The organism is Streptomyces sp. NPDC006332, assembly GCF_040612855.1.
GTDB lineage: Bacteria > Actinomycetota > Actinomycetes > Streptomycetales > Streptomycetaceae > Streptomyces.
In genome coordinates, this window is the sequence record NZ_JBEXRA010000001.1 from 375,204 (window position 1) to 389,933 (window position 14,730).

Sequence of the window (14,730 nt, forward strand, 5' to 3'; positions counted from 1 at the left end):
ACTCCGGACACGGAGGGCCGACCATCGCTTGAACGCTCCCGGTACGGCGAGGGCCGAGAATCACTCCCCGCCCAGCGCGGCCCGCGCGAACTCCCGCATCCCCTCCTCGAAGCCCACCCCCGCCTTCCAGCCCAACTCCGCCCGCAGCCGCGCCGAGTCCGCCGTGATGTGCCGTACGTCGCCCAGCCGGTACTCCCCGGTGACGACCGGCTCGGGACCGCCGTACGCGGCCGCCAGCGCCCGGGCCATCTCGCCGACCGTGTGCGGTTCACCGCTGCCGGTGTTGTACGCGGTGAGCGTGCCCGCGGGCGAACTCGCCTCCAGCGCCGCCACGTTCGCCGCGGCCACGTCCCGCACGTGCACGAAGTCCCGGCGCTGGCGGCCGTCCTCGTAGACCCGGGGGGCCTCGCCGCGGGCGAGCGCCGAGCGGAAGAAGGAGGCGACACCCGCGTACGGGGTGTCGCGCGGCATGCCCGGCCCGTACACGTTGTGGTACCGCAGCGACACCGCCGACCCGCCGGTGGCCCGCGCCCACGCCGCCGCCAGGTGTTCCTGGGCCAGCTTGGTGGTCGCGTAGACGTTGCGCGGGTCCACCGGGGCGTCCTCGGCGACCAGGCCGGGTGTCAGCTCGGCCGCGCATCGGGGGCAGACGGGTTCGAAGCGTCCCGCGTCCAGGTCGGCGACGGCACGCGGCCCCGGCCGGACCACCCCGTGCCGTTCACAGGCGTACCGGCCCTCGCCGTACACGACCATCGACCCGGCCAGCACGAGACGTCGTACGCCTGCCTCGGCCATGGCGGTGAGCAGCACGGCGGTACCGAGGTCGTTGCGGGAGACGTACTCCGCCGCGTCCGAGAAGCCGACCCCGAGACCCACCATCGCCGCCTGGTGGCACACCGCGTCGACGCCCGCCAGCGCCCGGCCGACCGCGTAGGGGTCCCGCACGTCCGACGCGGGGTCGGCACGGACGTCGTAGCCGACGGGCTCGTGCCCGTGCGCCTTCAGCGCCGCCACGACATGGGACCCGATGAACCCGGCACCGCCGGTGACCAGTACTCGCATGCGGCCACGTTAGGGGCGCGGACGGCCCGCACGAGGGGGCCGCGCCCGGCACGTCACGGCTTCGTAAGACCCGCCGGCCGCGTCGGCAGCGTCACCGTGAACACCGTCGAGCCCGGCTCGCCGTTCAGCTCGATCGAGCCGCCGTGCGCCCGCACCAGGGAGCTGGCCACCGCGAGACCCAGGCCGCTGCCGCCGCGGTCTCGGCTGCGGGCCTTGTCGACGCGGTAGAAGCGGTCGAAGACCCGGTCACGATCGGCGGACGGGATGCCGGGGCCCGTGTCCGCGACCCGCACCAGCGCCCGGCCGGACTCGACGCGGACCCCCACGGTCACCCGCGTGCCCGCCGGGGTGTGCACGGCCGCGTTGGTGAGCAGGTTGTCCAGGACCTGGCGGATCCGCTGCGGGTCCAGGCGCAGCGTCAGTTCCGCGGGGCCCGGCGTCACGGTCAGCGGATGGCCCGGGTGGCTCGCGCGGAACGCGTCGGCCGCGTGCTCGACCAGCTCCACCAGGTCCGCCTCCACCGGACGCAGCGGTGTCTCCACCTCTGCCGCGTCCAGCCGGGCGAGCAGCAGCAGGTCGTCCAGGAGCACGCCCATCCGGGCCGCCTCGGCGCGCAGCCGGGCCAGGTGCCTGTCGCGTTCCTCGGGGGCGTTGGCGGCGGCGTACTGGAAGAGGTCCGCGTAACCCCGTACGGACATCAGGGGGGTGCGCAGCTCGTGCGAGGCGTCCGCGACGAAGCGGCGCAGCCGTTGCTCGGCCTCGGCGCGGACCGCGAGGGAGTCGTCGATGTGTTCCAGCATCGTGTTGAACGCCGTGCGCAGCTCGTGCACCTCCGGGCCGCCGTCCCGGCCGTCCGCGCGCAGCGGCAGCCGGGACGCCGACTCGGTCAGGTCGTGCGAGGCGATGCCGTGCGCGGTGTGCGCCATGTCGCTGAGCGGTTGCAGACCGCGCCGCAGCATCTTCCGGCCGAACACCACCAGCGCCCCCGCCGCCAGCGCGAACGCGATCACCTGCACGGTGACCAGCCGGTTCACGGTGTCCTCGATGTCGTCCATGGGCGCGGCGCTGACCAGCACCACCCCGGGCTCCACCTCACAGGCCCGCAGCCGGTAGAGGCCCTCCCCGTCGAGCCGTACGGTGCGCATCAGCTCGGTGTCGGAGTGCGCCATGTTCTGGGCCAGCGTGGTCAGCGGGCGGATGTCGTGCGGGATGTCGGCGGGCCGGCGCAGTGCGGCCGAGTCGTCCGACACGTCGTACACGGCGGTGAACCAGCCCCAGTACGGCTTCTGCGTCACCGTCCCGTTGGCCTCGGCGTCCTTGGTCTGCACGGTCTGGACCACCTTCAGCTGGTAGCCCAGCTGGTGCTCCAGGTAGTCGCGCATGTACATCGTCAGCGCCGACCCCACGACCGCGAACACCAGCAGGGACAGCGCGCCCAGGCCCAGCGCCAGCCGGGTGCCCAGGCGTAGCCTGCGGTACGTCCGGCGCAGGCGTCGCAGGGCGCCCCTCACTCCGTCGCCTGCCGGACCACGTAGCCGAAGCCCCGCACGGTGTGGATCAGCGGCTCGCCGAACGCGTCCAGCTTCCGGCGCAGCCTGCTGACCACCAGCTCCACCACGTTGGACCGGCCGCCGAAGCCGTACTCCCACACGTGGTCCAGGATCTGCGCCTTGGTCAGCACGGTCGGCGACTTGCGCATCAGGTAGCGCAGCACCTCGTACTCGGTCGGGGTGAGGGTGAGCAGCCGTTCGCCGCGCCGCACCTCGCGGGTGTCCTCGTCCATCGTCAGGTCGGACACTCGCAGGACGGACCGCTGGAACCCGGGCCCGGCGCTGCGCCGCAGCACGGTCCGCAGCCGGGCCATCAGCTCCTCCACCGCGAACGGTTTGACCAGGTAGTCGTCCCCGCCCCGGGTCAGCCCCGCCACCCGGTCGGCGACGGTGTCGCGCGCGGTGAGGAACACCACGGGCACCATGGTGCCGGAGCGGCGCAACCCATCCAGCACCCCGAAACCGTCGAGGTCGGGCAGCATGAGGTCGAGCACCACGATGTCGGGACGGAACTCGGCGGCGCGGCTCAGAGCTTCCTCACCCGAGTTCGCGGTGACCGCGTCCCAGCCCTCGTAGCGGGCGACCGTCGCGACGAGATCGGCTATCGGCGGGTCGTCGTCCACGACGAGGAGGCGTACTTTTTCCACCCGCTCATAGTGCGTCACCCGGCGCCCGAAGCCAGAGCGGGCCCCTGCCCGTGGCCACATCGATAACCTCTTGAAAGTTGTACGACAGTGATTCGACAGGTCCCGCCGGACAAGCTCGGTATCCCGGACCCGGATCAAGGAGTTCTGTCCGTGACGACCGTCCAATCACCCCCCGCGCCCCCCACGGCGATACGCCCGAGGGTGGTGGCCCGCACGGGCCTGTACGCCGTCCTGGCCGCGAACCTGGCCGTGGTGACCTTCTTCTTCACTCAGGCGGGCTTCGCCTCGAACACCCTCGTCGTGCTGGGCCGGCTGGCCGGTCTGTACGGGGCGCTCCTGATGGCCTTCCAACTGCTGCTGGTGGCCCGGCTGCCCTGGCTCGACCGCCGCATCGGCATGGACCGGCTGACCTCCTGGCACCGCTGGACCGGCTTCGGCATCCTGTGGACGCTGCTCACGCATGTCGTCTGCATCACCTTCGGCTACGCCCAGTCGTCCTCCATGGACCCCGTCAACCAGATCGTCGACCTCGCCGAGACCGTCGAGGGCGTGCTGCGGGCGGTCGTCGCGTTCGGCATCATCCTCGTCGTGGGCGCCGCCTCGGCCCGCTACGCCCGACGCCGGCTGGCCTACGAGACGTGGCACTTCATCCACCTGTACACGTACGTCGCCGTACTGCTCGCCTTCACCCACCAGGTCGCGGTCGGAACGACCTTCACCGCGTCGGACGCCGCCACCGCCTACTGGTACGGCGTGTGGAGCGTCGCCCTCTGCTCGGTGGCCCTGGGCCGGCTGGTCCTGCCGCTGTGGCGGAACTGGCGCCACCAGCTGCGGGTCACGGCCGTCGTCCCCGAGGCCGACAACGTCGTCTCCATCTACATGTCCGGCCGCGACCTCGACCGGATGCCCGCCCGGGCGGGCCAGTTCTTCCTGTGGCGCTTCCTGACCCGCGACCGCTGGTGGCAGGCCAACCCGTTCTCCCTGTCGGCCGCGCCCGACGGCCGTACCCTGCGGCTGACCGCGAAGGCGGCCGGCGACGGCAGCGCCGCCCTGCGCCACGTCAAGGTCGGCACCCGCGTCTTCGCCGAGGGCCCCTACGGCGCCTTCACCGCGCTGCACCGCACCCGCCCGGACGCCGTGCTCATCGCAGGCGGCGTCGGTGTCACCCCCATCCGGGCCCTCCTGGAGGAGCTGGAGGGCCACGCGGTGGTCATCTACCGGGTCGCCACCGACCGGGACGCGGTCCTCTACGACGAGCTGCGCGACCTCGCGCTCGCCAAGGGCGCGGAACTGCACCTGGTGACCGGGCCACCGGTCCCCGACCGGCTGGCGCCGGGCGAGCTGACGCGACTGGTGCCGGACATCGCCGACCGGGACGTCTTCCTGTGCGGACCGCCGCCCATGATGAACGCGGTGCTGGGCAGCCTGCGCGAGCTGGACGTGCCCAAGCCGCAGATCCACTTCGAACGCTTCAGCCTGGCGGGATGAGGAAGAATCAGTGAAACGAGCGATACCCGTCCTGGTCCTCAGCGTCGCCGGTCTGATCCCGGTCTGGCGCTACGAACCGTCGACCGCCACGCCGTCCACCGGCCAGGTCGCCGCACCGGCCCCCTCCACCTCCGCCTCCGGCGGCTCCTCCTCCCGGGTCGTCACGGGCACGACCGTCGACACGGAGAAGGGTCCCGTCGAGGTCCAGGTGACCTTCGACGGCGAGAAGATCACCGCCGTACGGATGCTCCAGCAGCCGGACCACCCGCAGACCACGGCCGCCGTGCCGAAGCTGGTCGCGGAGACCCTGCGGGCGCAGAGCGCGGACATCGACACGGTGTCCGGCGCGACGATCACCACCGAGGGGTACAAGGACTCCCTGCAGGCCGCGATCGACAAGAACACGGCCGCGGCGTCCGCCGCACCCTCCGCGTCGGCCTCCGCGAAGAAGGTCGTCGCCGGTACGACCGTCGACACGGAGAAGGGTCCCGTCCAGGTCGAGGTGACCTTCGCGGGCGAGCGGATCGGCTCGGTGCGGATGCTCCAGCAGCCGGACCACCCGCAGACCACGGCCGCCGTGCCGAAGCTGATCGCGCAGACGCTCCAGGCGCAGAGCGCGGACATCGACACGGTGTCCGGGGCCACCATCACCAGCGAGGGCTACAAGGAGTCCCTGCAAGCCGCCCTCGACGCCAGGGGCGCCTGACCGTGCACCGCGTCGAGCACGTCATGGGCTTCCCCGTCTCGCTGCGGATCGACGACGAGGACGTCCCCGAGTCGGCGGTGGACGCGGTCTTCGCGTGGCTGAACGAGGCCGACGCGCGGTTCAGCCCGTTCAAGTCGGACAGCGAGGTCTCCCGGCTGGACCGGGGAGAGCTGTCGGCGGACGCGGTGAGCGCGGACCTCGCCGAGATCCTCGACCTGTGCGAGCACTACCGTCTCGCCACCGGCGGCGCCTTCGACGTACGGCTGCCCGGCCGCGGTCTCGACCCCTGCGCGGTGGTCAAGGGCTGGTCGGTGCAGCGGGCGGCGGAGTCGCTCAGGGCGGCCGGCGCGCGGCGCTTCTGCCTCAACGCCGGCGGTGACGTGGTCGCCGCCGGCGGACCCTGGCGGGTCGGCGTACGGCACCCCGAACACGCCGACCAGGTGTGCGCCGTCCTGGAGCTCACCGACGGCGCGGTCGCCACCTCCGCCCGCTACGAGCGGGGCGACCACATCATCGACGGCCGCACCGGCCGCCCGGCCACCGGGCTGCTCAGCCTGACGGTCCTGGCCCCGACGCTCACCGAGGCGGACTCGGTCGCCACGGCGGCCTTCGCGATGGGCGCCGAGGGCGTCGAGTGGGCGGCCCAGCTCCCCGGCTGCGAGGTGTTCGCGGTGACCGCGCACCGCGGGGTGCTGCGCACGCCGGGGTTCCCGACGGCGGGGGAGCGGCCGACGGCGTGAACGGCCCCGCGAAGCCGTTCGAATGCCCGCAACACAAGCCGTCTAGACTCTCCCCCCAACGGACCGCACCTGGCCAAAAGTGGGCAACTTCTGCCAGACCCGAAGGGTATTCGGCGCTTTGATACGGATAGATTCAGTCACCAAGCGGTACCCGGACGGCACGGTGGCGGTCGACCGGCTCTCGTTGGAGATACCCGACCGCTCGATCACCGTCCTGGTCGGCCCGTCCGGCTGCGGGAAGACGACCACCCTGCGCATGATCAACCGGATGGTCGAGCCGAGCGAGGGCACCATCCTCCTCGACGGCGAGGACATCACGCGGCAGCCCGTGAACACGCTGCGGCGGTCCATGGGGTACGTCATCCAGAACGCCGGTCTCTTCCAGCACCGCACGATCGTCGACAACATCGCCACCGTGCCCCGCATGCTCGGCTGGGGCAAGGAGAAGGCGCGGTCGCGGGCCCGGGAGCTGATGGAGCGCGTGGGGCTCGACGCCTCGCTCGGCCGGCGCTACCCGTACCAGCTGTCGGGCGGACAGCAGCAGCGCGTCGGGGTGGCCCGGGCGCTCGCCGCCGATCCGCCGGTGCTGCTCATGGACGAGCCGTTCTCCGCCGTCGACCCGGTGGTCCGTAAGGGACTGCAGGACGAACTCCTGCGTATCCAGGACGAGTTGGGCAAGACGATCGTCTTCGTCACCCATGACATCGACGAGGCCGTCAAGATCGGCACGATGGTCGCCGTGATGCGCACCGGCGGCAAGCTCGCCCAGTTCGCGCCGCCCGCCGAGCTGCTGTCCCACCCCGCGGACGACTTCGTCGAGGACTTCCTCGGCGCGGACCGCGGCATCCGGCGGCTGTCCTTCTTCCCGTCCACCGGACTGGAGCTGCTGACCGCGCCGATCGTCGCGATCGACTCCACCGCCGAGCAGCTCGCCGCCCGCGACACCGCCGGCGCCCCCTACCTCCTCGTGACGGACCTGGACGGCAAGCCTCTCGGCTGGAGCGAGCCGGGCGAGCTGCGGACCGGGGAGATCAGGCCGGAGCAACTCCTGCCGTACGGACGGCCGTTCGTCGCCGGGACCGAGTCGCTGCGGGCCGCGCTGGACTGCGCGGTGCTCTCGCCCACCGGCTGGGCGGTCGCCGTGGACGCCGAGGGCCGGGCCGCCGGGGTGGTCTCCCAGCAGACCATCGGCGAGGCGATCCGCGGCGCCCACGCCGAGGGCCGCGCCACCGACCAGGACACCCCGGCCGCCCCGGTCACCAAGGTCGCCCCATGAGCGGCTTCTTCGACATCCCGAGCGACCTCCAGCACAGCTGGCTCGGCCTCATCGGCCTGCATCTGCGCGAGGCCCTGCTGCCGGTCCTGTTCGGCCTGGTGCTGGCGCTGCCGCTGGCCCAGCTGTGCATACGCTTCCGCTGGCTGTACCCGCCGGTGCTGTGGGTGACGACCGTGCTGTACGCCATCCCCTCGCTGGCCTTCTTCGTCGTCCTCATCGACTACACCGGCCAGACCGAGCTCACCGTGATGATCCCGCTGGCCGTCTACAGCCTGGTGGTGCTGGTCCCGGCGATCGTCGACGGGGTGCGGTCGGTGCCGCAGGAGACGATGGCCGCCGCGACCGCCATGGGCTTCGGGCCGGTACGCCGGTACGTGCAGGTGCAGTTGCCGATCGCGGTGCCCGCCATCATCGCGGGTCTGCGGATCGCGGTCGTGTCGAGCGTGTCACTGGTGAGCGTCGGCACCCTGATCGGCAACCAGGGCGCGCTCGGCAACCTGCTCGCCGACGCGATGTTCTACCACCGCCCCGAACTGGCCGTGAACTCCGTGATCACCACGGCCGTCCTGGCGATCGTCCTGGACGCCCTGCTGGTGGGCCTCAGGGTGCTGCTCACGCCCTGGATGCCGAGAGCCGCCCGCCGGAAACCGAAGGAGGCCGCGGCCCGGCCCGAACCGGCCACGCTCGCCCTGGAGGACGCGGTCAAATGAACGTACTCAACTTCATCAACGCGTTCTTCAGCGACAGCGCCCGCTGGCACGGCTACGACGGCATCCCCACCCGGCTGGGCGAGCACGTCGGGTACTCGCTGCTTGCGCTCGCCGTCGCCGCCGCGATCGGCCTCCCCATCGGTCTGCTGACCGGGCACACCGGACGGGGCGGCAACGCGCTCGCGTTCATCGCCACCGCCGCCCGCGCCCTGCCCAGCTTCGGTCTGCTGGTGCTGATGTTCGTCGTCCTCGGCCTCGGACTGCTGCCGGTGATGATCCCGCTGGTCGTCCTCGCGATCCCGCCGATCCTGGTCACCACCTACGAGGCGGTGCGCTCCGTCGACCCGTCCCCGGTGGACGCGGCCCGCGGGATGGGCATGCAGGAGTCCCGCATCCTGTTCCAGGTGGAGTTGCCGGTGGCGCTCCCGCTGATCCTCAGCGGCCTGCGTTCGGCGGCCATCCAGATCGTCTCCACGGCCACCATCGCCGCGTACGTCTCGCTCGGCGGCCTCGGCCGGTACATCGTCGACGGTCTCTACCAGCGCAACTACGAGAAGGTCGTCGGCGGTGCCACCCTGGTCGCCGTGATGGCGCTGGTGACGCTGGGCCTGTTCTGGGCGGTGCACCGGCTCGCGGTGTCGCCGGGCGTGCGCCGCAGCGGCTGAGGCGCGTCGTACGCCGACGGGCCCGGGTGACGAGATCGTCGCCCGGGCCCGTTCGCACCACCGAAGGGCCCTAGCCCTCGGTGCGGGCCAGCGCCTGTTCCAGTACGACGAGCAGCGCGTCGCGCACCGAGCCGCGCTCGCGGGCGTCGAACACCACCAACGGGACCCGCTCGTTGATGTCGAGTGCCCAGCGGACCTCCTCCAGGGTGTGCTGGACCTGCCCGTCGAAGGCGTTGACGGCCACCGCGAACGGGATCCGCTGGTGCTCGAAGTAGTCGACGGCCGCGTAGCAGTCGTCGAGGCGGCGGGTGTCCACGATGACGAGACCACCGACCGCGCCCTCGACGATGTCGTCCCACATGAAGCCGAACCGTTCCTGGCCGGGAGTGCCGAACAGGTACAGCTTCAGGGTCGGGTCGATGGTGATGCAGCCGAAGTCCATCGCGACCGTGGTCGTCGTCTTGCGCGGGGTGTGGCTGAGGTCGTCCACGCCCGCCGCCACCTCGGTGATCGCGGCCTCGGTGGTCAGCGGCTCGATCTCGGAGATCGAGCCGACGGCGGTGGTCTTGCCCACGCCGAAGCCGCCCGCGATCACCATCTTGACCGGCAGCGGTGGCCTTATGGAGGCCTGCGCGGCCGCCGGGCGGTTGGCGGGTTCAGTCGGTGTCACGGAGAACCCCTCGGGAGTCGGGGATGGCGCGCAGGCCATCGATAACCCTTCGCAGGACGGATGCGTCGTGGATGACGTCGGAGTCGGGCACGTGCACCGTCAACTGCCCCGCCGCGCGCAGGTCCTCGGCGAGGACGCGGACCACGTTGAGGTGCAGCCGCAGCCTGGCCGCGATCTCCGCGATGGACTGCGGCCGGCGGCAGGCGGCGATGATGTCGTGCTGTTCGAAGGGGAGCTGGTCGAGGACGTCGAGTCCTTCGGTGGTGGCCACCACCTGGGTCTCCACGGGCATCGTCCGGCCGTTGGCGCTGGGGGCCACCCGGCCTGCGGTGACCAGGAACGGCCGCACGGCGGCGACGGGACCGACCGTCCCTGGACCGGGGGGCGGGCCGCCGTCCTCGTCGGCACCGCGGTGCGTGCGGCCGTCCGCCATGGGTTGTGTCTTCCTCCTCGGCCGGGCGGCGCCCGGTCAGCGCTTCGACGCGGTGCCGACGCTGTTCTTCAGTTCGAGTACGAGCTGCGGGCTGAGCGCGGCACCGGCACGGTTGGCGAACAGCGTCATCTCGTACGCGATGTTGCCGAGCTTGGCCTCCTTGTCGGTGACCACGCCGAGGACGGCGCCGCTGCCGATCGCGGAGACCAGGACATGGCCGCCCTCCAGGTCGATGATGACCTTGTTGAGGCCGCCAAGGCCGTAGTTGCCGGAGGCCCCGGCGGCCAGGCTGGTGATGCCGGAGACGATCGCGGCGAGGCGCTCGGAGTCGGCGTGCTCACGCAGCTCGGACACGGCGATGAGCAGGCCGTCGGAGGAGACGGCGATGGCGTCGACGACGCCTGCCGTCTCGGTGGCGAACCGATTCAACAGCCAGGTGAAATCGGCTGCGGCGGCCTGCAGATCGGCCGGCGTGGTGCCTCCCGTAGGCGTGTCACCTGTCGACGTGCTCACTGCTCCGCTCCTTCCGGGGAGTGGTGGTGCTGGTTGTGGTGCTGGGGCGGTGGGTTGGGTGCGGGGCCGCTGGCGCGGGGTGCGGGGGTCGAGAGGGGCGCGGTGTCATCCGTGGTGCGGTGGTGCGGGGTGGGACCGGCGGGCCGGCGATGCCTGCCGACCTCGTCCTCGCTGTCGCGGTTGGCGCGGGCGACGGCCGCCTCGAACTCGTCGAGCGCGTCCCGTACGGCGTCCGCGTCGGCGGGGCGGGGTGCGGACCGGCGGGCGGCCTGCTGGTCGGGGTCGGCGCCGAAGGTCGTACGCAGCGTGGCTCCGCGGACGCGTCGGCGCAACGGGCGGGCGCCGTCACCGGCCTCCGCCGCGGGCCCGGCCTCGTCCCCGCGGGCCGACACGGACGACACCGGCTCATCGTCCGGGGTCCCGGGGGCGTGGGGCGCGGGGGTGCTGTCGGAGGCGGGGGCGGTCCGACGGGCGGGGTCGCCGGGGGCGGCCGAGGCGGTGTCGTCCGGGGCGGGGCCGACCGTCGTGGTGGGCACACCGGGCGGGGTCGGGCCGGTGTGCGGGCCGGTGTGCGGAGCGGTGGCCGGGGTGCTGTCCGCGGTGCGGGAGGCCGATGCGATCTCCCCGGCGGGGGAGGCCGGCGTGCCGTTCGCGGGCGTGGCTCGCTTGGGCACCCTGCGGGGGAGCGGGGCGGGCTCGTCGGTCGGGGCGGTTCTTCGGGCAGGGGTGGCTGCCGTGCCCGCCGGGGACACCGACCGCGGGCCGGAGCCGGTCGCCCGTGAGCCGGCGACGCCCGAGCGGCCGTCCGAGGCCGAACCGGAATCCGAGGCCGAAGCGGAAGGGGCGGCGGGCCCGGAAGCCACACCCGAACCGGCCCCCACGCTCCTCGCCGAACCGCCGGAGGAACCCGCCGCGACCACCGGGCTCATCGTCAGCAGCAGGGACGAGGGGATGGTCACCTCCGCGGTGACGCCGCCTCCCGGGGTACGGGACAGCGCCACGTCCACCTCCCAGCGGCGGGCCAGCGCGCCCACCACGAACAGGCCGAGCACCTTCGTCGGGACCACGTCGAGGCGTTCGCGGCGGATCAGGCGGGCGTTCTCCTCGGCGATCCGCTCCGCGCTCATGCCGAGACCGTGGTCCGCGATCACCACCAGCGCGCCGTCGGCGCTGTTGCGGACCGTCACCTCCACGGGGCTGCCCGCGGGCGAGAACGAGACGGCGTTCTCCACCAGTTCGGCCACCATCAGCGTGAGGTCGCCGATGATGTCGGGCTCCACCATGACCTCGGTCCCGGCGAGCAGATGAACCCGCTGGAAGCCCTCGATCTGGCCGAGGGCGGCCCGGACCACGTTGGTGAGCGCGAGCGGCCCGGAGTCCAGGACCGTCTCGCGGATTCCGGCGAGCAGCATCAGGCTGTCCGCGTTGCGCCGCAGCCGGACCGCGATGTGGTCGATGCTGTAGAGCCGCTCCAGCAGCGCGGGGTCCGTCTCGCCGCGCTCCACCGCGTCGATCAGCGCCAGCTGCCGGGTGGTCAGGTTGCTGACCCGGCGGCCGACGTTGCCGAACATCTCGGCGACGTTGCGGCGGCTGAGCACCTGCCGCTCCAGCAGCGCGGACGCGGTGGTCTGCACATGGTTGAACGCCTCGGCGAGGTCGCCGATCTCGTCCTTCGCGGTGACCGGCACCTGCCGCAGCCGGGGCGGCGCGTCGTCCTCGGAGTCGTCGTCGGCCACCCGTGCCAGCTCGCGTCCGGCGACGTCGGCGACCTGCCGTGCGGCACCGGTGAGCGCCTGCACCGGGCGCACCACGGAACGCCGTACGAGGACCGCGAAGGCGATCCACGCCGCGAAGCCGAACAGCGCGAGGCCCAGCAGCAGGCCCGCGCGCCAGGTGGCCTCGCTCGACGCACGGTCGGCCCGGTCGGCGATCTGGCCGATGAGGGACGCGGTGATCTGCAGCCGGGCCTCGGACTGCAGCCGGTAGGCGGGGTAGGAGCCGAGGGTCTCGGTGAAGGCCTCGCGGACCTCCTTGGGCGTTCCCGCCTGCAGGTTGCCGGGGTCGATCTGCAGCTCGGCGTAGTGCCGGCCGATGGTCGCCTGCGAGCTGTTGTGCTCGATCCCGCCCAGCTCGTCCGCCTGGGCCTCGGTCGCGAACCGGGCGAAGCGGTCGGCCTGGTGGGAGTACTCGTTCTCGAAGCCGACCGCGCCGATGAACTCGATCAGGGCGTTGCTGTCACCGGTGCGCGCGGAGAACACGGCCGTCTCGAAGGCGCTGTGGGCGGCGTCGGCGCGCAGCAGCGAGTCCAGCAGGCTGCCGGTGAAGGTGCCGGCGAGAGCCTCGTTGTGGTCCAGGCCGAGGCCGTCGATCAGCCCCTTGGAGGCGTTGGTGTAGGCCGGGTCGATGTTGTCGGCGGGCAGATAGCCCTGCTCGATGGTCCCGCGCAGACTGCTGAGGCCGTTGATCTCCCGCAGTGCCTGCGCCTCGGTGTCCGGCAGCCGGTCGCCGAAGGTGTCGCGCACCTCCTTGACCTGGGCGTCGACCGCGGCCTGCGCCTTGCGGTAGTCGGCGGAGGAGGGACGGGCACCCGCGGGCGCGGCCTCGTGCCGCACGGACAGCAGGATGGCCTGCTGGTGCTCGCTCTCCACCCGGTCCACCAGCTCGGCGACCTCGGAACTGTCCCGCACCAGTTGAGCGGCGGAGTCCGCGTCCCAGGCCTGGTTCAGCTGCTCGACGATGAGATACGAGAGCAGCACGGCCACCACGGCCAGCGGGACACCCACCAGGACGTTGAGCTTGCGTCTGAACGGCCAGCGGTCGGCGAAACCCCGTAGCCGCCGGGCACCCCGTACGCCGGCCGGGTCACCCGGGGCCGACGGTGTTCCCGGCTGGGCAGCCGAGCCCACCTCGCTCGTGGACACCAGGCCTCCTTCGTGGGTGTCTTACGGCGCGCACAGAACTGCACGTGACCGTTTCTGATCGATACGGGAAGGATCGACAAAAAACGGATCGATACGGGGCGATGTGACAGGACACCACCGATACGGCCCCGCACGCCACTGTGACCGGCGACAACGACCGCGAGACTACAGCCTCTTCGGGGGCCGGATCGCGCGCCCGTACGTCAAGAATCCATCACGACTCATCCATGGTCTGGCGGGTTTGGTGTCGGTTGTGTTCGAGCCGCCTCCAGTCTCGGACGGGCAATGAAGTCAATTGTTAATAAGCCTGCTCTTGACTGACCAAGAAGCGGCTGGATTGGATCAGAGCAAGAGCCTCCGAGCAATCCCCAGAGTCCGGAACGGAAATCGTGACTTCTACCGCCGTACACAGCAGGTCCCTCCGGAGCCGTCCCGGCCTGGCCGCCCTCGCACTTGCCGCCGCCACCGCCCTGCTGGCGGGATGTTCCTCCTCGGACGACACCTCCGACCCCCTGGCCGAGAAGACCGCGGAAGACGGCACGGTCGTCGTCGGTTCCAACAACTTCGCCGAGTCCATCCTGATCGCCGACATCTACGGCGAGGCCCTGAAGGCCAAGGGTGTCAAGGTCTCCTACAAGCCGAACATCGGCAGCCGGGAGACCACTTACGGCCTGCTGAAGAACGGCTCCATCACCGTCCTGCCGGAGTACAACGGCTCGCTGCTGGCCTACCTGGACCCGAAGGCGGAGCAGAAGACGGCCGAGGCCGTGAACGCCACCGCGAAGTCCAAGCTCGACTCGAAGCTGACGCTGCTGAACTCGGCGCCCGCCGAGGACAAGGACTCCGTCAGCATCAACGCGGAGACCGCGAAGAAGTACAGCCTGACCTCGCAGTCCACGCTCGCGGACCTCAAGGACATCGCGCCCCAGCTGGCCATCGGCGGTTCGCCGGAGTTCCAGACCCGGCAGCAGGGTCTGCTGGGCCTCCAGTCCGTGTACGGCCTGAAGTTCAAGTCCTTCAAGGCACTGGACGCCGGCGGCCCGCTGACCCAGGCGGCGCTGACCAAGAACACCGTGCAGGCCGCGGACATCTTCACCACGGACCCGACCATCGTCAAGGAGAAGTTCGTCGTCCTGCAGGACCCGAAGAACCTCTTCGGATTCGCGAACGTGACCCCGCTGGTCTACAAGTCCGGGCTCTCCCAGGACGGCGTGGCCGCACTCAACGCGGTCTCGGCCAAGCTGGACACGAAGTCGCTGCTGGAGATGGACTCCCAGGTGCAGCTGGAGAACAAGGACCCGCTCGACGTCGCCCAGGCCTGGCTGAAGTCGGCCGGCCTGAGCTGACGC

At 71.7% G+C, this 14,730-nt stretch carries 14 protein-coding genes; 7 read left to right on the top strand and 7 right to left on the bottom strand.

Annotated features, from left to right (window positions below; translation table 11 throughout):
* Positions 1-60: 60 nt before the first annotated feature.
* From ABZ027_RS01520 to ABZ027_RS01530, 3 genes are read right to left on the bottom strand one after another with little or no spacing between them, the layout of a single operon-like run.
* Positions 61-1,062, bottom strand: a complete 1,002-nt coding sequence (locus ABZ027_RS01520; RefSeq protein WP_356763154.1) for an NAD-dependent epimerase/dehydratase family protein — start codon at positions 1,060-1,062, stop codon at positions 61-63.
* A gap of 53 nt (positions 1,063-1,115) precedes the next feature.
* Positions 1,116-2,573: a HAMP domain-containing sensor histidine kinase gene (locus tag ABZ027_RS01525; RefSeq protein WP_356763156.1), complete on the bottom strand. Its 1,458-nt coding sequence runs from the start codon at positions 2,571-2,573 to the stop codon at positions 1,116-1,118.
* On the bottom strand, positions 2,570-3,259 hold the full coding sequence (locus tag ABZ027_RS01530) for a response regulator transcription factor (RefSeq protein ID WP_356763158.1): 690 nt from the start codon (positions 3,257-3,259) through the stop codon (positions 2,570-2,572). Before ABZ027_RS01530 ends, ABZ027_RS01525 begins: the two co-directional genes overlap by 4 nt.
* Positions 3,260-3,409: 150 nt before the next feature.
* On the opposite strand from ABZ027_RS01530, the gene ABZ027_RS01535 reads away from it, so the two are divergent.
* From ABZ027_RS01535 to ABZ027_RS01560, 6 genes are all read left to right on the top strand, one after another.
* Positions 3,410-4,747 (top strand): ferredoxin reductase family protein, encoded by a 1,338-nt coding sequence (locus ABZ027_RS01535; protein ID WP_356763160.1) that lies wholly within the window; start codon positions 3,410-3,412, stop codon positions 4,745-4,747.
* A gap of 10 nt (positions 4,748-4,757) precedes the next feature.
* A complete protein-coding gene (locus tag ABZ027_RS01540) occupies positions 4,758-5,453 on the top strand; it encodes an FMN-binding protein (protein ID WP_356763162.1) in 696 nt (231 codons plus the stop codon).
* Between the two features lie 2 nt (positions 5,454-5,455).
* Positions 5,456-6,193, top strand: coding sequence for an FAD:protein FMN transferase (locus ABZ027_RS01545; protein WP_356763164.1), 738 nt, complete (start codon positions 5,456-5,458; stop codon positions 6,191-6,193).
* Between the two features lie 118 nt (positions 6,194-6,311).
* Positions 6,312-7,469 (top strand): ABC transporter ATP-binding protein, encoded by a 1,158-nt coding sequence (locus tag ABZ027_RS01550; protein ID WP_356763166.1) that lies wholly within the window; start codon positions 6,312-6,314, stop codon positions 7,467-7,469.
* Positions 7,466-8,179: an ABC transporter permease subunit gene (locus ABZ027_RS01555; protein WP_356763168.1), complete on the top strand. Its 714-nt coding sequence runs from the start codon at positions 7,466-7,468 to the stop codon at positions 8,177-8,179. The genes ABZ027_RS01550 and ABZ027_RS01555 overlap by 4 nt, the downstream gene beginning before the upstream one ends.
* Positions 8,176-8,844, top strand: a complete 669-nt coding sequence (locus tag ABZ027_RS01560; RefSeq protein WP_356763170.1) for an ABC transporter permease — start codon at positions 8,176-8,178, stop codon at positions 8,842-8,844. Before ABZ027_RS01555 ends, ABZ027_RS01560 begins: the two co-directional genes overlap by 4 nt.
* A 70-nt stretch (positions 8,845-8,914) precedes the next feature.
* On the opposite strand, the gene ABZ027_RS01565 is transcribed toward ABZ027_RS01560, so the two are convergent.
* The 4 genes from ABZ027_RS01565 to ABZ027_RS01580 are packed head-to-tail and all read right to left on the bottom strand — an operon-like array spanning position 8,915 to position 13,381.
* Complete coding sequence (locus tag ABZ027_RS01565; RefSeq protein ID WP_356763172.1) at positions 8,915-9,514, bottom strand: ATP/GTP-binding protein; 600 nt, start codon at positions 9,512-9,514, stop codon at positions 8,915-8,917.
* Positions 9,501-9,947 (bottom strand): DUF742 domain-containing protein, encoded by a 447-nt coding sequence (locus ABZ027_RS01570; RefSeq protein ID WP_356763174.1) that lies wholly within the window; start codon positions 9,945-9,947, stop codon positions 9,501-9,503. Before ABZ027_RS01570 ends, ABZ027_RS01565 begins: the two co-directional genes overlap by 14 nt.
* Positions 9,948-9,983: 36 nt before the next feature.
* Positions 9,984-10,460 carry a roadblock/LC7 domain-containing protein gene (locus ABZ027_RS01575; protein ID WP_356763176.1) on the bottom strand — a complete coding sequence of 159 codons (477 nt, stop codon included), beginning with the start codon at positions 10,458-10,460 and terminating at the stop codon, positions 9,984-9,986.
* Positions 10,457-13,381 carry an ATP-binding protein gene (locus ABZ027_RS01580; protein WP_356763178.1) on the bottom strand — a complete coding sequence of 975 codons (2,925 nt, stop codon included), beginning with the start codon at positions 13,379-13,381 and terminating at the stop codon, positions 10,457-10,459. Before ABZ027_RS01580 ends, ABZ027_RS01575 begins: the two co-directional genes overlap by 4 nt.
* 389 nt (positions 13,382-13,770) lie before the next feature.
* Here ABZ027_RS01580 and ABZ027_RS01585 point away from each other — a divergent pair, with 389 nt between their 5' ends.
* The gene (locus ABZ027_RS01585) at positions 13,771-14,727 is read left to right on the top strand and encodes an ABC transporter substrate-binding protein (protein WP_356763180.1); all 957 of its coding nucleotides are present in this window, start codon (positions 13,771-13,773) and stop codon (positions 14,725-14,727) included.
* Positions 14,728-14,730 lie beyond the last annotated feature (3 nt).